Origin of the sequence: Streptomyces sp. NPDC050508, from assembly GCF_040655155.1 — a bacterium.
In the GTDB taxonomy this organism is placed as follows: Bacteria; Actinomycetota; Actinomycetes; order Streptomycetales; family Streptomycetaceae; genus Streptomyces.
Map to the genome: position 1 here is coordinate 81126 of NZ_JBFAJJ010000025.1, position 13866 is coordinate 94991.

The 13866-nt window shown below is 72.2% G+C and carries 10 protein-coding genes; 5 read left to right on the forward strand and 5 right to left on the reverse strand.

Features of this window, described 5'->3' with window-relative positions; translation table 11 throughout:
• Together AB0I69_RS43550 and AB0I69_RS43555 are read right to left on the reverse strand one after the other, a co-directional pair.
• Nucleotides 1-1536, reverse strand: a complete 1536-nt coding sequence (locus AB0I69_RS43550) for a hypothetical protein (RefSeq protein WP_363101367.1) — start codon at nucleotides 1534-1536, stop codon at nucleotides 1-3.
• 108 nt (nucleotides 1537-1644) lie between these two features.
• A complete protein-coding gene (locus AB0I69_RS43555; RefSeq protein WP_363101368.1) occupies nucleotides 1645-2556 on the reverse strand; it encodes a LysR family transcriptional regulator in 912 nt (303 codons plus the stop codon).
• A gap of 96 nt (nucleotides 2557-2652) precedes the next feature.
• Here AB0I69_RS43555 and AB0I69_RS43560 point away from each other — a divergent pair, with 96 nt between their 5' ends.
• Nucleotides 2653-3483, forward strand: coding sequence for an SDR family NAD(P)-dependent oxidoreductase (locus AB0I69_RS43560; protein WP_363101369.1), 831 nt, complete (start codon nucleotides 2653-2655; stop codon nucleotides 3481-3483).
• Between the two features lie 90 nt (nucleotides 3484-3573).
• Complete coding sequence (locus AB0I69_RS43565) at nucleotides 3574-5796, forward strand: DEAD/DEAH box helicase (RefSeq protein ID WP_363101370.1); 2223 nt, start codon at nucleotides 3574-3576, stop codon at nucleotides 5794-5796.
• Nucleotides 5797-5829: 33 nt separating this feature from the next.
• On the opposite strand, the gene AB0I69_RS43570 is transcribed toward AB0I69_RS43565, so the two are convergent.
• The 3 genes from AB0I69_RS43570 to AB0I69_RS43580 all read right to left on the reverse strand — a co-directional run bounded on the left by AB0I69_RS43570 (nucleotide 5830) and on the right by AB0I69_RS43580 (nucleotide 11016).
• A complete protein-coding gene (locus AB0I69_RS43570; protein ID WP_363101371.1) occupies nucleotides 5830-8439 on the reverse strand; it encodes a discoidin domain-containing protein in 2610 nt (869 codons plus the stop codon).
• 99 nt (nucleotides 8440-8538) lie between these two features.
• On the reverse strand, nucleotides 8539-9753 hold the full coding sequence (locus AB0I69_RS43575) for a serpin family protein (protein WP_363101372.1): 1215 nt from the start codon (nucleotides 9751-9753) through the stop codon (nucleotides 8539-8541).
• Nucleotides 9754-9798: 45 nt separating this feature from the next.
• Entirely contained in the window at nucleotides 9799-11016 is a 1218-nt protein-coding gene (locus AB0I69_RS43580) for a serpin family protein (protein WP_363101373.1), read from the reverse strand.
• Nucleotides 11017-11153: 137 nt separating this feature from the next.
• On the opposite strand from AB0I69_RS43580, the gene AB0I69_RS43585 reads away from it, so the two are divergent.
• From AB0I69_RS43585 to AB0I69_RS43595, 3 genes are all read left to right on the forward strand, one after another.
• Entirely contained in the window at nucleotides 11154-12446 is a 1293-nt protein-coding gene (locus AB0I69_RS43585; protein ID WP_363101374.1) for a DUF4190 domain-containing protein, read from the forward strand.
• Between the two features lie 147 nt (nucleotides 12447-12593).
• Entirely contained in the window at nucleotides 12594-13346 is a 753-nt protein-coding gene (locus AB0I69_RS43590; RefSeq protein WP_363101375.1) for a GntR family transcriptional regulator, read from the forward strand.
• Between the two features lie 305 nt (nucleotides 13347-13651).
• Nucleotides 13652-13843 carry an SPOR domain-containing protein gene (locus AB0I69_RS43595; protein ID WP_363101376.1) on the forward strand — a complete coding sequence of 64 codons (192 nt, stop codon included), beginning with the start codon at nucleotides 13652-13654 and terminating at the stop codon, nucleotides 13841-13843.
• The last annotated feature ends 23 nt before the right edge of the window (nucleotides 13844-13866 follow it).

Genomic DNA, 13866 nt, shown 5'->3' on the forward strand with positions numbered 1-13866 from the left:
TCAGCCGATGGCGTAGGCGCGGTAGACCGTCTCCACCGACGTGCCACCGGCGGAGTCGGTCACCTGCGAGCGCAGGGCGACCGCGCCGGACGCCGGGTTGTGCACGGACGCCTTCCAGGACGAGCCGGAACGGGTGACGGAGACGGCCTTCCAGGTCGTGCCGCCGTCCGAAGACGCCCAGACCTTCAGGGACTTGACCGTCGACTTGGTGAACTTGACGTCCGGGCCCTGGGATCCGCGGCCCGCGCTGACGGTGACCGCGGTGATGCTGTTCGCCTTCGCCCGGTTGCGGCTGTCGAGGCCCGCGGGCAGGAAACGGGTCATGAAGACGGGGGCGACCACCGACTTGTTCGGGTCTGCCTTGAACCGCCAGTCGAGCGTGACGCGCGACGACAGCATGCCCGACGGGAAGGTGATGCCCGGACGGTAGCGATGGGCGTCCACGGTCAGCCGGTACGAACCGGCCGAGTTGATACGGGCGGAGAAGTCGGCTTCGCCGTTGCCCCAGTTGGTCAGGGTCTGCTTCTTCACGGTGGTGCCGCCCTTGTACAGGGCCACCGTCTCCTTCGTCGGGTCGGCCCCGCTCGTGCCCACGTCGGGGTCGCCGATCAGGGCGTCCGGGATGAACCCCACGGATTTTTCAGCAACCATGGGCAGGTAGTGCAGCGGACTCCACGCGGCGCGGCCGAAGGACTGGGTGAAACTCTGCTTCGACTTCAGCGTTCTGACCGCCGGGTAACCCCCGGAGACGTTCTCGCCGTTGCTCGCGATGACGTCGTCGCTCGGCTGCCAACTCCCGGGAGTCACATGGAAGGTGGCGCTGTAGGGCGCGTCCTCGTTGAGGACGTCCGCCTTCAGGTCGGTCGTGCAGTCGTCGGCCTTCGGCGCGGCCCGGAGCATGGTGTAGTTGTCGCTGCCCATCTGCGTCCCGCTGCGCACCGAGAAACGCATCGTCGCCAGCCCGGACCGCTTGAACGACCCACCGGGCGCCGCCGGGATGCCGGTCGTGTTCTTCACCGCGACATAGCTGTCGGTGCCGGACCACTGCGCCATGTAGCCGAACTGCAGCAGCTTGGAGGAGTTGGGGATGGCGTAGAGGGCCCCCGCGTCGTTCCAGCCGCCCGCGCTGAACGCCGAGGGCATGTCCGTGCCGGCGGCGCACACCTGCGCGCTGATCCGAGCCGGTCCGGTCACATCGGCCGGGGTGTCCAGCGACACCTTCACCGCCTTGCCCTTGCGGGCGTCCAGCGTCGTGGACTTGGCCCCCGACACCGTCACGACCTGCGCGCCGATGGTGTCGGTGCCCAGACCGTCCGTGGCGCTCTCGTAGATGTCGGTCATCGCCAGATAGCGCCCCGAGGGCAGGCTGAGCTTCTTGCCGGACTTGACGCTGTACGTCTCACCGGACGTCGCGGAGACGACGGTCACCGTGGTCGCGACCTTGGCGCCGTGCCGCCCCAGCGTGGTGACGGTTAGCGAGCCCGACGCCGCCTGCGCGGAGGCGGCGGGAACGACCAACGGCGCGAGCATGGCCACGCCGACGAAAGCGAACGGTATGCGTCTTGTACGTCCGACACGACCTGCGCTCATGACTACCCCCCAAGATCCAGACTCCCCAAAGCCGACTCATAGTAGCCACGCGCCTCACCCCCCACTCATGACCCCCCGGCAGGACTCCGCGTACGCCCCCACCAGCGGTCGTCCGCCGTCCTCGCGCCGCCACGCCAGGGCGTAACGGCTCGGCGAAATGCCTTGCACAGGACGGGTGATGACGCCGCCGAGGCTGATCAGGCGGGCGTTGCCCGTGGCCACGAGACAGATGCCGAGACCGGCGACCAGCGCCTCGTACGTCTCCTCCGTGCTCGCGATCTCCGCGCCGATGCGCGGTGGACGTCCACCGCGTTCGTCGAGCGCGAGCCAGTAGTCGCGGAGGGGGCCCGCGCCGGGCGGCAGGGCGAGGAACGGCTCGTCGACGAGGTCTGCGAAGTCGACCTCGGCGCGAGCGGCCAGCGGATGGGAGTCCGGGAGCGCGACCAGACGGGGTTCCTCGGCGACCACCGTCCAGCCGTAGCGCTCCCCGTCGGGCAGCGGCAGCCAGACGAAGGCCACATCCGTGTCGCCGTCCGCCAGACCCGCCGTCGGATCGTCCCAACTCACCTGGCGCAGCCGTACGTTGGCCTCCGGATGCGCGGCCGTGAAGCGCGAGCGGATCGCGGGCAGCAGACCGCCGCGGCCGGGGCTGGTGCTCATGCCGACCACCAGGGTGCTGCGTTCGGCCGCGCTCACCTCCGCCAACGCGGACGCGCCCTCCGCCCAGACCGCCAACACCCGCTCGGCGTACGGCAGTAGGGCTGTACCGGCGGCCGTGAGCGCCACGCCCTGCCGGTCACGCCGGAGCAGCTGGGCGCCCAACTGCCGCTCCAGCGCCCGGATCTGCTTGCTCAGGGCGGGTTGCGAGACGTACAGCTTCTCGGCCGCGCGCGTGAAGTGGAGCTCCTCGGCGACCGCGACGAAGTAGCGCAGGTCCCGTACGTGGACGTCCGTCGTCATAGCCATCGGTTATCAGCGTAGGTCTTGGACGGGCGATCGGGGGCGGGAGCAGGCTGGTCGGCAGCTGGACAACAGGGATCTGGGATCTCAAGGGGAGACGTCATGAACAAGGTGTGGCTGGTGACCGGCGCGAGCAGCGGGTTCGGGCGGGCGATCGTCGAGGCGGCGCTCGCGGCCGGTGACGTGGTGATCGGTGCGGCGCGGCGGACCGAGGGGCTGGACGACCTGGTGGTCGCGTGGCCCGACCAGCTGGAGGCGCTGCGCCTGGACGTCACCGACACGGGCGCGGCGGAGGCGGCCGTACGGGACGTGGTGGCGCGGCACGGGCGGATCGACGTACTCGTCAACAACGCGGGCCGTACGCACGTCGGCGCCTTCGAGGAGACCACCGAGCAGGAGCTGCGGGACCTGTTCGACCTGCACGTCTTCGGGCCCGCCGCGCTCACGCGCGCGGTGCTGCCGTCCATGCGGGAGCGGCGGTCCGGGGCGATCGTGCAGATGAGCAGCATGGGCGGGCAGATGTCCTTCGCGGGCTTCTCGGCGTACAGCGGAACGAAGTTCGCCCTGGAGGGACTGTCCGAGGCGCTCGCGGACGAGGTCGCCGAGTACGGCATCAAGGTGCTGATCGTCGAGCCGGGCGCCTTCCGCACCGCCCTCTTCGACACGAGTCGGGCCGGGGTCAGCGCCGACAGCGGTGTGTACGCCAAGGTGAGCGTGACCCGCGGCTTCGTCTCCGGCGGCGGCGGCACCCAAGCCGGCGACCCAGCGAAGGCGGCGGCGCTCATCCTCGCCGCCCTCGACGCCGAACAGACCCCGCTGCACCTGCCGCTGGGCGACGACGCGGTCGACGCCGTGCTCGGCCACCTCGACGAGGTACGCGGCGACATCGCGGCCTGGGAGAAGCGGACCCGCGCGACGGGGTTCGACGCCTGACGGAGGGCTGAGAAGCCGGGCCCGCTCCCGTTGTCAGTGCCGCGTGCCACGATGGGTGCGCAGGGAGACGAATGGGGAGCGGGGGGTGACATGGAGGGCGAGTTTCCGCGGGCCGGGCGGCGGGCCAGGGAGCTGTGTGCGCGGGGCACACGGTTGTACGACGTGGCGCGCGCCCTGCGGGACGACCACACCCGCGCGCTCGACGCCGTCCGCTCCGCACTGGAGCCGCTGCGGGCCGAACTCGTCGCCCAGGAGCTGGAGTCCATCCCGGTCGCCCGGCTGAAGGACGTCACCGAGGGGCGGCTGCGGCTCGGGGCCGTGGAGGCGGCGGGGCTGACCTCCGTGCGCGCGGTGCACGACGCGAGCCGGTACGAGCTGCGGCAGCTGCCCGGGGTGGGACAGCAGACCGCCGACCGGGCGCTCGCCGCGGCCCGGCAGATCGCGCGGGCCGTGGCGGACACCGTCTCCGTCCGCATCGACGTCGACCACCCCGAACCCCGCACCACCGCCCTGGTCATCGCCCTGCAGCGACTGGTCGAGGCAGGACCCGAGCTGCGCCGCGCCCTGGACGCGGCCACACGGCTCGACGAGCGGCTCGGCGCGCTGCTGCCCGTGGCCCGGCCCGCCAGCAGCAGGCTGCTGATGGCGCTCGCCGGTCGCCGACGCAGGGACGGCGCGCTCGCGGCGGTCGCCGAAGTCCGTCAACTGGTCGCCGACGCGACCGCAAAGGACGTACGACTGCTGATCGCGCAGGCCTCCACCGATCTGCTGCGCCCGCCGGTCTCCGACATCGAGGCCTGGGTCGACTTCGAACTGCGGTCCGCGGAGTACTACAGCCAGCTCGCCGAGGTCGACGGGCAGCAGCCGGACCTCGCGGCGAGCGAGGGCTTCCTGCCGTCGGAGCTTGCCGAGCGCGTGCACGCCCAGCCGCTGGACGACACCCACCGCCGGGTCTCGCTGCGCGGGTACCAGTCGTTCGGCGCCCGCTTCGCCCTCGCCCAGCGCCGGGTCGTCCTCGGGGACGAGATGGGACTCGGCAAGACCGTCCAGGCCATCGCCGTACTGGCCCATCTCGCGGCCGAGGGGCACAGCCACTTCCTGGTGGTCTGCCCGGCCAGTGTGCTGATCAACTGGACCCGCGAGATCGGCGCCCGCAGCACCCTGCGCGCCCTGCCCGTGCACGGCCCCGACCGGCACGACGCCTACGCGGAGTGGGGCGAGCGCGGCGGCGTCGCGATCACCACCTTCGACACGCTGCACACCTTGCCCGCGCCGGTCGACAGGACACCGAAGGGCAAGAAGAGGTCGAGGGCTGAGGCCCCGACCGGCCCCACCCCGGGCATGCTCGTCGTGGACGAAGCGCACTACGTGAAGAACCCGGACACCCGCCGCACCAAGTCCGTCGCCGTCTGGACCGAGCGCTGCGACCGCGTCCTGTTCCTGACCGGCACGCCCATGGAGAACCACGTCGACGAGTTCCGCACCCTCGTCCGCCACCTCCGCCCCGAACTGCTGCCGACCGTCCGCAACGGCACCGCGGCGGCCGGACCGCACGCCTTCCGCAAGTCCGTCGCCCCCGCCTATCTGCGCCGCAACCAGGAGGACGTGCTCACCGAACTGCCCGCCCTGGTCCAGGTCGACGAGTGGGTGGAGTTCGGTGTCGCCGACCGAGAGGCGTACGACCGCGCGGTCGGCGACGGGAACTTCATGGCGATGCGCCGGGCCGCCTACGTGGACGCCGAGAAGTCGGCGAAACTGCAACGCCTGCGGGAGCTGGTCGCCGAGGCCGCGGACAACGGCGTGAAGGTGGTGGTCTTCTCCTACTTCCGGGACGTGCTCACCACGGTCCGGGAGGCACTGGACGGGCCGGACGAGCGCGTGACCGGGACGATCTCCGGAAGCGTCCCGGCGGCCCGCCGACAGCAACTCGTCGACGACTTCACACGGACCCCCGGCCACGCCGTCCTCCTCTCCCAGATCGAGGCGGGCGGCGTCGGCCTCAACCTCCAGGCCGCCTCCCTGGTCATCCTCTGCGAACCCCAGGTCAAGCCGACGGTGGAGCACCAGGCCGTGGCCCGCGTCCACCGCATGGGCCAGATACGCACGGTCCAGGTGCACCGCATGCTCGCCACCGACAGCGTGGACGACCGGCTCCTGACCATCCTCAAGAACAAGGACCGCCTCTTCGACCGGTTCGCCCGGCGCAGCGCCCTGGCGGACGCCACCCCCGACGCGATCGACATCTCGGACGCCACGCTGGCGCGCCGCATCGTGGAGGAGGAACAGCAGCGACTGGCGGCGGAGGCCAACTGACCGTGCCCCGCCGCCAGTTCGGGCGACCGGCCGTTACGGGCGCACGTCGAGTTCGGCGAGAGCGGCACCCGCGCCGCCCTGCACGGTGACGCGGACGTACCGGGCAGGCGTCCCGTCCGGGGCGTGCCAGGCGTGCCCGTCCGCCGAGACCTCGACGGTGTACGACCCCGGCTGCTTCGTCCACGTGGGCCGTACCGTCCCGACCCGCACCGACCGGCCCAGGTCGACGGTGAGGGAGGCGCGGTCGGCGGCCGGGGACCAGGCGGTCGCGGGGCTGCCGTCCACCGCCGCCTCCGGGTAGAGACCGGACTCCGAGGAGGTCGCCGTCGCCGGCCGGCAGCGGGCCAGGTCGGTGGTGGGGGCGAGGTCCGGTCGCCGGGTCCTGAGGGTGACCGTGCCGGAGAGCGTGCGGCGGCCCTCGGGGGTCTCCAGCACGAACGGCGCCCCCGAGCGCAGCCGTACCGTCGTCGTCTTCGCACCGATGGCGATGTCGTACGTACGACCGTGCCAGCGCAGGCCCGACAGGCGTACACCGTCGCTGAGTTGGGGCGGCAGGCTCGGGTCGAGGTGGAGGGCGTCGGGGCGCAGCCGCAGGCCGGTCAGGCCGTGGGTGAAGACCTGGAGGAAGCCGCCCTTGCCGGTGAGGAAGTCCTGCGCGGGGGAGCCCGCGAGGGGGTCGGACGCGCCCGCCTTGTCGCCCCGGGACTCGGAGAACAGGGCGAACGGGCCGCGCGCGAAGGGCTGGTAGGCCCGCCGCAGAAAGGTGTAGGCGGCGCAGCCCGGCTCGCCGATCGCCGCCGCGTCGATCGCGTGGACGGCGTCGGTCATGGCGGGGCCGTCCGGGTCGGTGCGCTGCGCGTAGTAGTCGAGGGTGGCTGCCGCGGCACCGGCGGGCATCGGCCACTCCAGCGGGTAGATCAGCAGCACGGTGTCGGCCTGCTTGATCTGGGAGCCGTTGTAGCCGTCGTACTGGAGGAAGATCCTGCGCTCCGGGTCGTAGGGGATGCGCAGACGGTTCGCGATGGTGAGCCAGTCGGCGGGGGCGTCGGTGCCCAGGGCATGGGCCGCGTCGGTCGCGGCGCGCAGGGCGGTGGTGGCGACGGCGTTGGTGTAGACGGCGTCGTTGACACCGTTGCTGTACTCGTCGGGGCCGGCGACCTCCTTGACGGAGTACGAGCCGTCGGGGTTCTTCGTGACCCGTGAAGTCCAGTACTGGGCAAGGCCGTTGAGGAGGGGCCGGCCGCGGGTGCGGAGCCAGGTGCGGTCGCCGGTGGCGAGGTAGTACTGCCAGGCGGCGAGGGCGATGTCGCCCTGGAGGTGGTTCTGGGTGACGCAGTGCGGCGGCTGCCAGCTCTGGCACTCGTTCCACAGCAGGCCGTGGCTCGCGCTCGTCCAGGGGAAGAACAGGCCCTTCACCGAGGTCTTCGCCGCGTTCTCGGCGGCGGCCGTGCGGGTGCGGTAGCGGTATTCGAGGACCGGGCGGGCGAGGTCGGGGTGGGTGGCGAGCAGGGACGGGAACATCCAGGTCTCGGCGTCCCAGAAGATCATGCCCGCGTAGTTGTCGCTGGTCAGACCGGCGGGCGCGATGCTGTTGCGGGCGCCGGGGCGCAGCGCGGACAGCAGTCCGTACTGGGCCGAGCGGACCCAGAGTTGCAGGTCCGGATGGCCGGGAACCTCGATGTCGGCCGACCACAGCGCCCGCCACGCGGCGGTGTGCGAGGCGAGCAGCGCGTCCCATCCGCGCCGCGCGGCCCGCCCGGCGGCGTCCTGGGCGGCGGAACGGGGATCGTGGGAGGTGAGGGAGGTGTCGACGCCGACGTACTTGGTGGCGGTGTAGCTGCGGCCGGAACTGACGGCGAGGACGGTCGACTGGCCGGCGCTCAACTTGCCCTGTTCGCGGGCCTGTTGGACGCGCCCGGGTGCATCCAGTACGGACGCCACGGCCCCGTCGACACCCGTGCCGTCCGTGCGGAACGCCACGCCGATGGTGTGGTCGCCGACCCGGCCGCCGTCCGTCTGCGTGATCCGGCGGGCGCCGCGGCCGTCGAGGCGGTCGGTGAGGGTGAGTTCGCCGTCCCAGTGCGGGGTCACCCGCAGGTGCACGGCGCCGGTGTGCGGGGTGTCGCGAGCGGTGAGGAGGTCGTAGGTGAGGTCGGTGCGGCGGCCGTCCGTCGTGGTCCAGGTGAGGGACGTACGGACGTAGCCGCAGCGGAGGTTGAGGGTTTGTCGGTAGTGGGTGACCCGGCCGTGGCTGTCGCCGCCGTAGGTCTCGGAGCCCGCCGTGACGTCGAGGCCGGTCCAGGTCGGGAGTGCGGCGAGGGCCTCGCGTCCGGCGGTGTTCGCGGGGCCCCGGCCGTAGAGACCGGAGACGAACGCGCCGTCGTAGCGCGGGGTGTAGAGCGGCCAGCCGGTCTTCTCGCCGGACGCCGCGTAGCCCGCGCCGGAGGGCGGGACGCGGGTGCCGAGGTAGCCGTTGCCGACGTATGGGTGGTACGTGTCGGTCGGGTCGATCCGGGTGGCCGAGGGCGCCCAGCCGCGCACCGCGCAGTCGTCGAGAGGGCGTGGTGCGGCGGATGCCGGGGGCGGTGGGAGGAGGAGTGCGGCGGCGAGGAGTGGGAGCAGCAGACGGGTCGGCTTGGTCACCGTCCGACGATGCGGTGCGCCGCGGGGCGGGGGTGGGAAGCGCGCGGGCGGTTCCCACGGACGGAGCGCACGCGGCAGCCCCGCCGGCCCGAGCCCTCGCTACCTTCCGTACGGCGTCGGATCCGTGACCCAGCCCGCCGTGAGGATCAGCCGCGACTCCCGGTGCACGGCCAGGAAGCCGAACGGGCGGTCGAAGCGGGCGGTGACCACGGTGGTCGTGTGGCGGAGTTCGGGCCGGGCGGCGCCGTAGCCGGGCGCGACCGCGGTCACCGAGGCGGCACGGAAGCCGAGGGCGCCGAACTGGGCCGTCGTGGACTGTTGGGCCTGCCCGACGGCCAGCGCGGACGGGCTGATGCCGGGGAAGTGGCCGCGGCCGGTGTCCCTCGCCGTCGTGAGCCCGAACAGGGCGTGCAGGTCGAGGAGATCGTGCCGCGCCCGCATGTCGTACGCCACCGTGGTCACGGACAGCTGTGGCGGTTGCGGTGTGGCGCACCGCTGTTGCTCGACGCGCAGGCCCGGTCCCACGTCGCCGTACGGGAGTTGGCCGCTCGGGACGACGGGAAGACGGCGGGCCAGAATGTCGACTCCCGTGCCCAGTACCTGGCCCGGGGTCATGCGTTGCTCGCCGAGCAGGAGGTGGACGTCGATTCCGTTGTCGCCGGGGACCTTCAGTTCGGTGACGTAGCCGTGCGGGCCGGTCGTCACGCCGACCCGGTCGAGGCGGACGCCGGTGCGGTGCAGGCCCGCCAACTGCCGTCCCTGCCACGGTCCGGCGTCCGGGCGGAGCGTCAACTCGTCGAAGGGGCGCGGCCATTCCGTGCGGAGCGCGAGCGCGCTCGCCAGGACCATCAGCACGTCCTCGTCCAAGGTGACCGGCATCCGCTCGATGAGCCCGCCCGTCCGCTCGGCCGCCCACGCGTCCAACGCCTGCTGGGAGGCGCGCAGATCATCGGTGAGCACGCCGTGCGTGTCCGCCGGCAGCCCCGCCCGCCACTCCTCCCGTACGGTCAGTTCGCGCCTGGTCCACAGGCCGAGCGCGGAGTTCAGACCGGGCATCGACCCCAGCGCGGCCAGCAACTCCCGTGCGGCGGCGGCTGCTTGGTCGGCCGGCATGCCCAGCGCGTCCGCCAGCTCCGCCCGCGCGGCGCCCGAGGCCCCGTCGGCGAGGAACGCGAGCAGCGGCCAGACACCGGCCGCCGAGAACACCGTCCCACCGGTCGCCGTGTCCGCCCAGCGCGCCGTCAGCCGGTTGACCGCGTCGACCGTCCCCCCGACCGCCGCGCCCTGAACCGCCGTCCCCTGGACCGCTCCCAATTCCGCCCCCGTGAGTGCCGTGGCGCAAGATCGCGCACGGGAAGATTATCGTCGGCCGCCCGGCCTCCGACGATCAGCCCCGGTCGTGCCCGGGAACAGCTCCGGGTCCGTGACCCACCCCGCCGCCAGCACCAGCCGTGAGTGACGGTGCAGGGCGAGGAAGGCGAAGGGGCGGTCGAAGCGGGCGGTGACGGTGGTGGTCACGTAGCGGAGGTCGGGCGGGGCACCGCCGGGGGCGGCGGCCAAGGCCGTCGCAGCCGCCGCGCGGAAGCCGCGCGCGCCGAACCTCGCCGTCGTGGACTGCCCGGCCGACCCGATCGCCAGCGGGAACCCGCTGATCCCGGGGAAGTGACCCCGCGCGCTGTCCCGCGCCGTCGTGAGGCCGAACAGGCGGTGCAGGCGCAGGAGATCGTGCCGCGCGCTCATGTCGTACGCCACCGTCGTCACGTCGAGCGTCGGCGGCCGTGGGCTCGTGCGGTGTTCCTTCGCCACGTGCAGGCCGGGGCCAGGGGCGCCGTAGGGGAGTCGGTCTCCGGGTACTACGGGATGACGGCCGTCGAGGATCTCCACGCCCGCGCCCAGCACCTGTCCGGACGTCATTCCCTCCTCCCCGAGCAGCAGATGGACGTCGAGCGCCGCGTTGCCGAGGACCTTCAGTCGGGTGACATGGCCGTCCGGTGTGTCCGCCACGCCGATCCGGTCCAGGAGGACGGTCTCGCGGCGCAGGCCGAGCGGGACCCGGTCGCTCCAGTGCACGCTCTCCATCGGCACCTCGCGGAACGGCCGCAGCCACTCGGTGCGCAGGGCCAGCGCGCTCGCCAGCACCAGTTCGGTGGCGTCCGTCAGCGCCACCGGCATCCGTTCGATCAGCCCACCGGTCCGCTTCGCCGCCCACGCGTCCAGGGCGGCACGGTCGGCGCCGAGGTCGCCCGTGAGCACCCCGTGCGCCTCCGTCGGCAGTCCCGCCGACCACTCCTCCCGCAACGCCAGCGTCCGCTTGGTCCACAGCCCGAGGGCCGAATCCACTCCTCGCATCGCGGGCAGCCCGCCCAGCAACTCCCGTGCGGCGGCGGCTGCTTGGCCGGCCGGTATCCCCACCGCGTCCGCCAGCTCCGCCCGCGCCGCACCTCCGGCACCGTCCGCGAGGAAGGCAAGCAACGGCCACACCCCCGCCGCCGAGAACACCGTGCCCCCGTCGACGACCCCGGCCCATCGCGCGGTCAGCGCGTTCACCGCCCGGACCGTCGTCTCCGCAGCCCGCATTCCACCCCCGCTCACCTCGCGCTTACCATGCGCGAGTCGTACGTCAGTTCCGCATCTGAAGATCTTCAGCTCTCCAGGGCCCTCCGTCCGAAGGCCTCGCGCTGAAGATCCCCGCCTGAACCAGGAGCACGGTACCTGTGTCCATACCCCCGCCCCCCGGGCCGTTCCAGCCTCCGGAGCCCCAAGGGCCCCAGGACCAGGCGCCCTCCACCCCGTACAACCCCTACGCCCCGCCGTCACAGGACCCGTACACCCCGCCGCCCCCGGGCCCTTACGGCGCACAGCCCCAACCCCCGTACGCCCCGTACCCCCAGGGTCCCCCCTCCCCGTACGGCCCGCAGCCCTACCAGCCCTGGGCCCAGGGCTACACCCCGTACAACAACCCCGCGCCCCTCAACAGCATGTCCGTCGCCGCCCTCGTCCTCGGCATCCTGTGCTGCATACCGGGCGTCGGGCTGGTCCTCGGGCTGATCGCGCTGAGCCAGATCAAGAAGCGGGGCGAGCGCGGGCGGAGCATGGCGGCGGCCGGCATCGTGCTCTCGTCGTTCGGGCTGATGGTGTGGGTGCTCGGGGTGACCGGCGCCGCCACCGGCCTCTGGGACGACGTCAAGGAGAGCGCGCGGAACAACACGAGCGCCTCTCCCGTGAAGGGCGAGTGCTTCGACGCGCCCAGCGGTTCGCTGGAGGGCATGGCCTACGACTTCGACGTGGTGTCCTGCGCCGGTGAGCACGACGGGGAGGTGTTCGCCGTCGTGCGGATGAGCGGCGACTCCTACCCCGGCGAGAAGAAGGTCACCGCCACCGCCGACGACAGGTGCTACGCGCTCCAGGACTCCTACGCCATGGACGGCTGGGCCGTACCCGACGACGTGGACATCTACTACGTCACCCCGACCTCGCAGAGCTGGAGTCTCGGCGACCGCGAGATCACCTGCGCGTTCGGCAACACGGACGAGGAGGCGAGCCTGCCCGGTGGTTCGCTGCGCAACGACGCCACGACCCTCGACTCCGACCAGGTCGCGTATCTGAAGGCGGCCCACGTCCTCAACGCGGCGTTGGACTCGGCGCCCGACGCGCAGTACGTCGAGGACGACCTGCCGGGGCACAAGGCATGGGCGGGCCGGGTCTCGACCGCGCTGACCGAGCAGGCCGACCTGCTGGACGGCCACCAGTGGCCGGGCGCCTCCGACAAGCCGGTCGCGGCCCTGGTCAAGGACCTGCGGGCGGCGCAGAAGGAGTGGGCGCAGGCGGCCGAGGCCTCCGACGCCGACGAGTTCTACGCGCACTACGACAAGGGCGCCGAGCTCATCGACCCCAAGAAGTCGGTCACCGCCCGCAAGGCTCTGGGGCTCGCCACGACCCCTCCGTCGTACGACGAGAACAACGACGGCGGGGACAGCGGGGGAGGCGACACCGGCCTGGAGGTGTGACGGCTCCTATAGCGGGGAGAAAGTGCCTGGGTAAAGCCCACGCCGGGCACAAGTCATCACATCGAGTGATTCTCTGGCCTTTGCTTGCATGGCACAACCCACGGTTGCCAGGCTGTAGCTGTCTGTACAACCTGATGGGAGTGGCCAGTGACATTCGGTGAGCAGCCGGCGTATCTGCGCGTCGCGGGTGATCTCCGCAAGAAGATCGCCGACGGCCTGCTCCCCCCGCACACCCGGCTGCCTTCCCAGGCCAGGATCCGCGAGGAGTACGGCGTCTCCGACACGGTCGCCCTCGAAGCGCGCAAGGTGCTGATGGCCGAGGGGCTGGTCGAGGGCCGTTCCGGCTCGGGGACGTACGTGCGCGAGCGTCCCGTGCCGCGGCGCGTCTCCCGCTCCGGGTTCCGGCCGCCCGCCGGTGCGACACCCTTCCGCCAGGAGCAGGCCGAGGGGGAGGCGCGCGGCACCTGGGAGTCCAGCAGTGAGCAGGTCGAGGCCGGCGGCACGATCGCCGAGCGGCTCGCCCTCCAGCCCGGTGAGCGCGTGATGCGCACGAAGTACGTGTTCCGGGACGCCGGCGAGACGATGATGCTCTCCACGTCCTGGGAGCCCCTCGCGGTGACCGGCCGTACGCCCGTGATGCTGCCCGAGGAGGGCCCGCTCGGCGGCATGGGGGTCGTCGAGCGGATGCGCGCCATCGACGTCGTCGTGGACAACGTCACGGAGGAGGTCGGCGCCCGGCCGGGCCTCGCCGAGGAGCTGCTCGCCCTGGGGGGAGTCCCCGGGCATGTGGTCCTGGTCATCCAGCGCACGTACTACGCCTCGGGCCGCCCGGTGGAGACGGCCGACGTGGTCGTCCCGGCCGACCGCTACCGCATCGCGTACCACCTTCCGGTGAAGTAGCGCACGCCTCCCCGTACTTGGCGCCGGAACCGGTCAATCCGCCCTGTCCTGCCCGCCGTTGGATTCCGGCCCTTCTCGCAGGTCGTCCACGGCACCTGTGGCGCGCCTCCGACCGGATGCATCGAGGTGCGCCAACGGCGCGTTCGTCATCGTGCGCCCCCTGCGTCTTGGCTGGTTGCGTACCTCTTTGTGAAAAGCCGTATTCGCTGCGTGAAGGTTAGGCGTAGGCTCCGGCATATGCGGATTGCGGTTTCCTTATGGGGTGGGGCACGGCACGAACCGCGAGCGGGAAGCGGAGGGGCGCGATGAACGACAACACGATCACCCTGCCCTGGCTCGTGATACGGCAGGACGACAACGGCAATCGCTACCGCGTGGGCAGGTACGCGACCCGCGCCGAGGCTCAGAAGATCGCGGACAGCCTCGACGACCGCGGGCACAAGCAGCTCTACTGGGTCGAGCAGATCGGGCAGCACGGCGACGTCACCCGCAACTGACCCCACCCCGTAGGCTCCGGCGC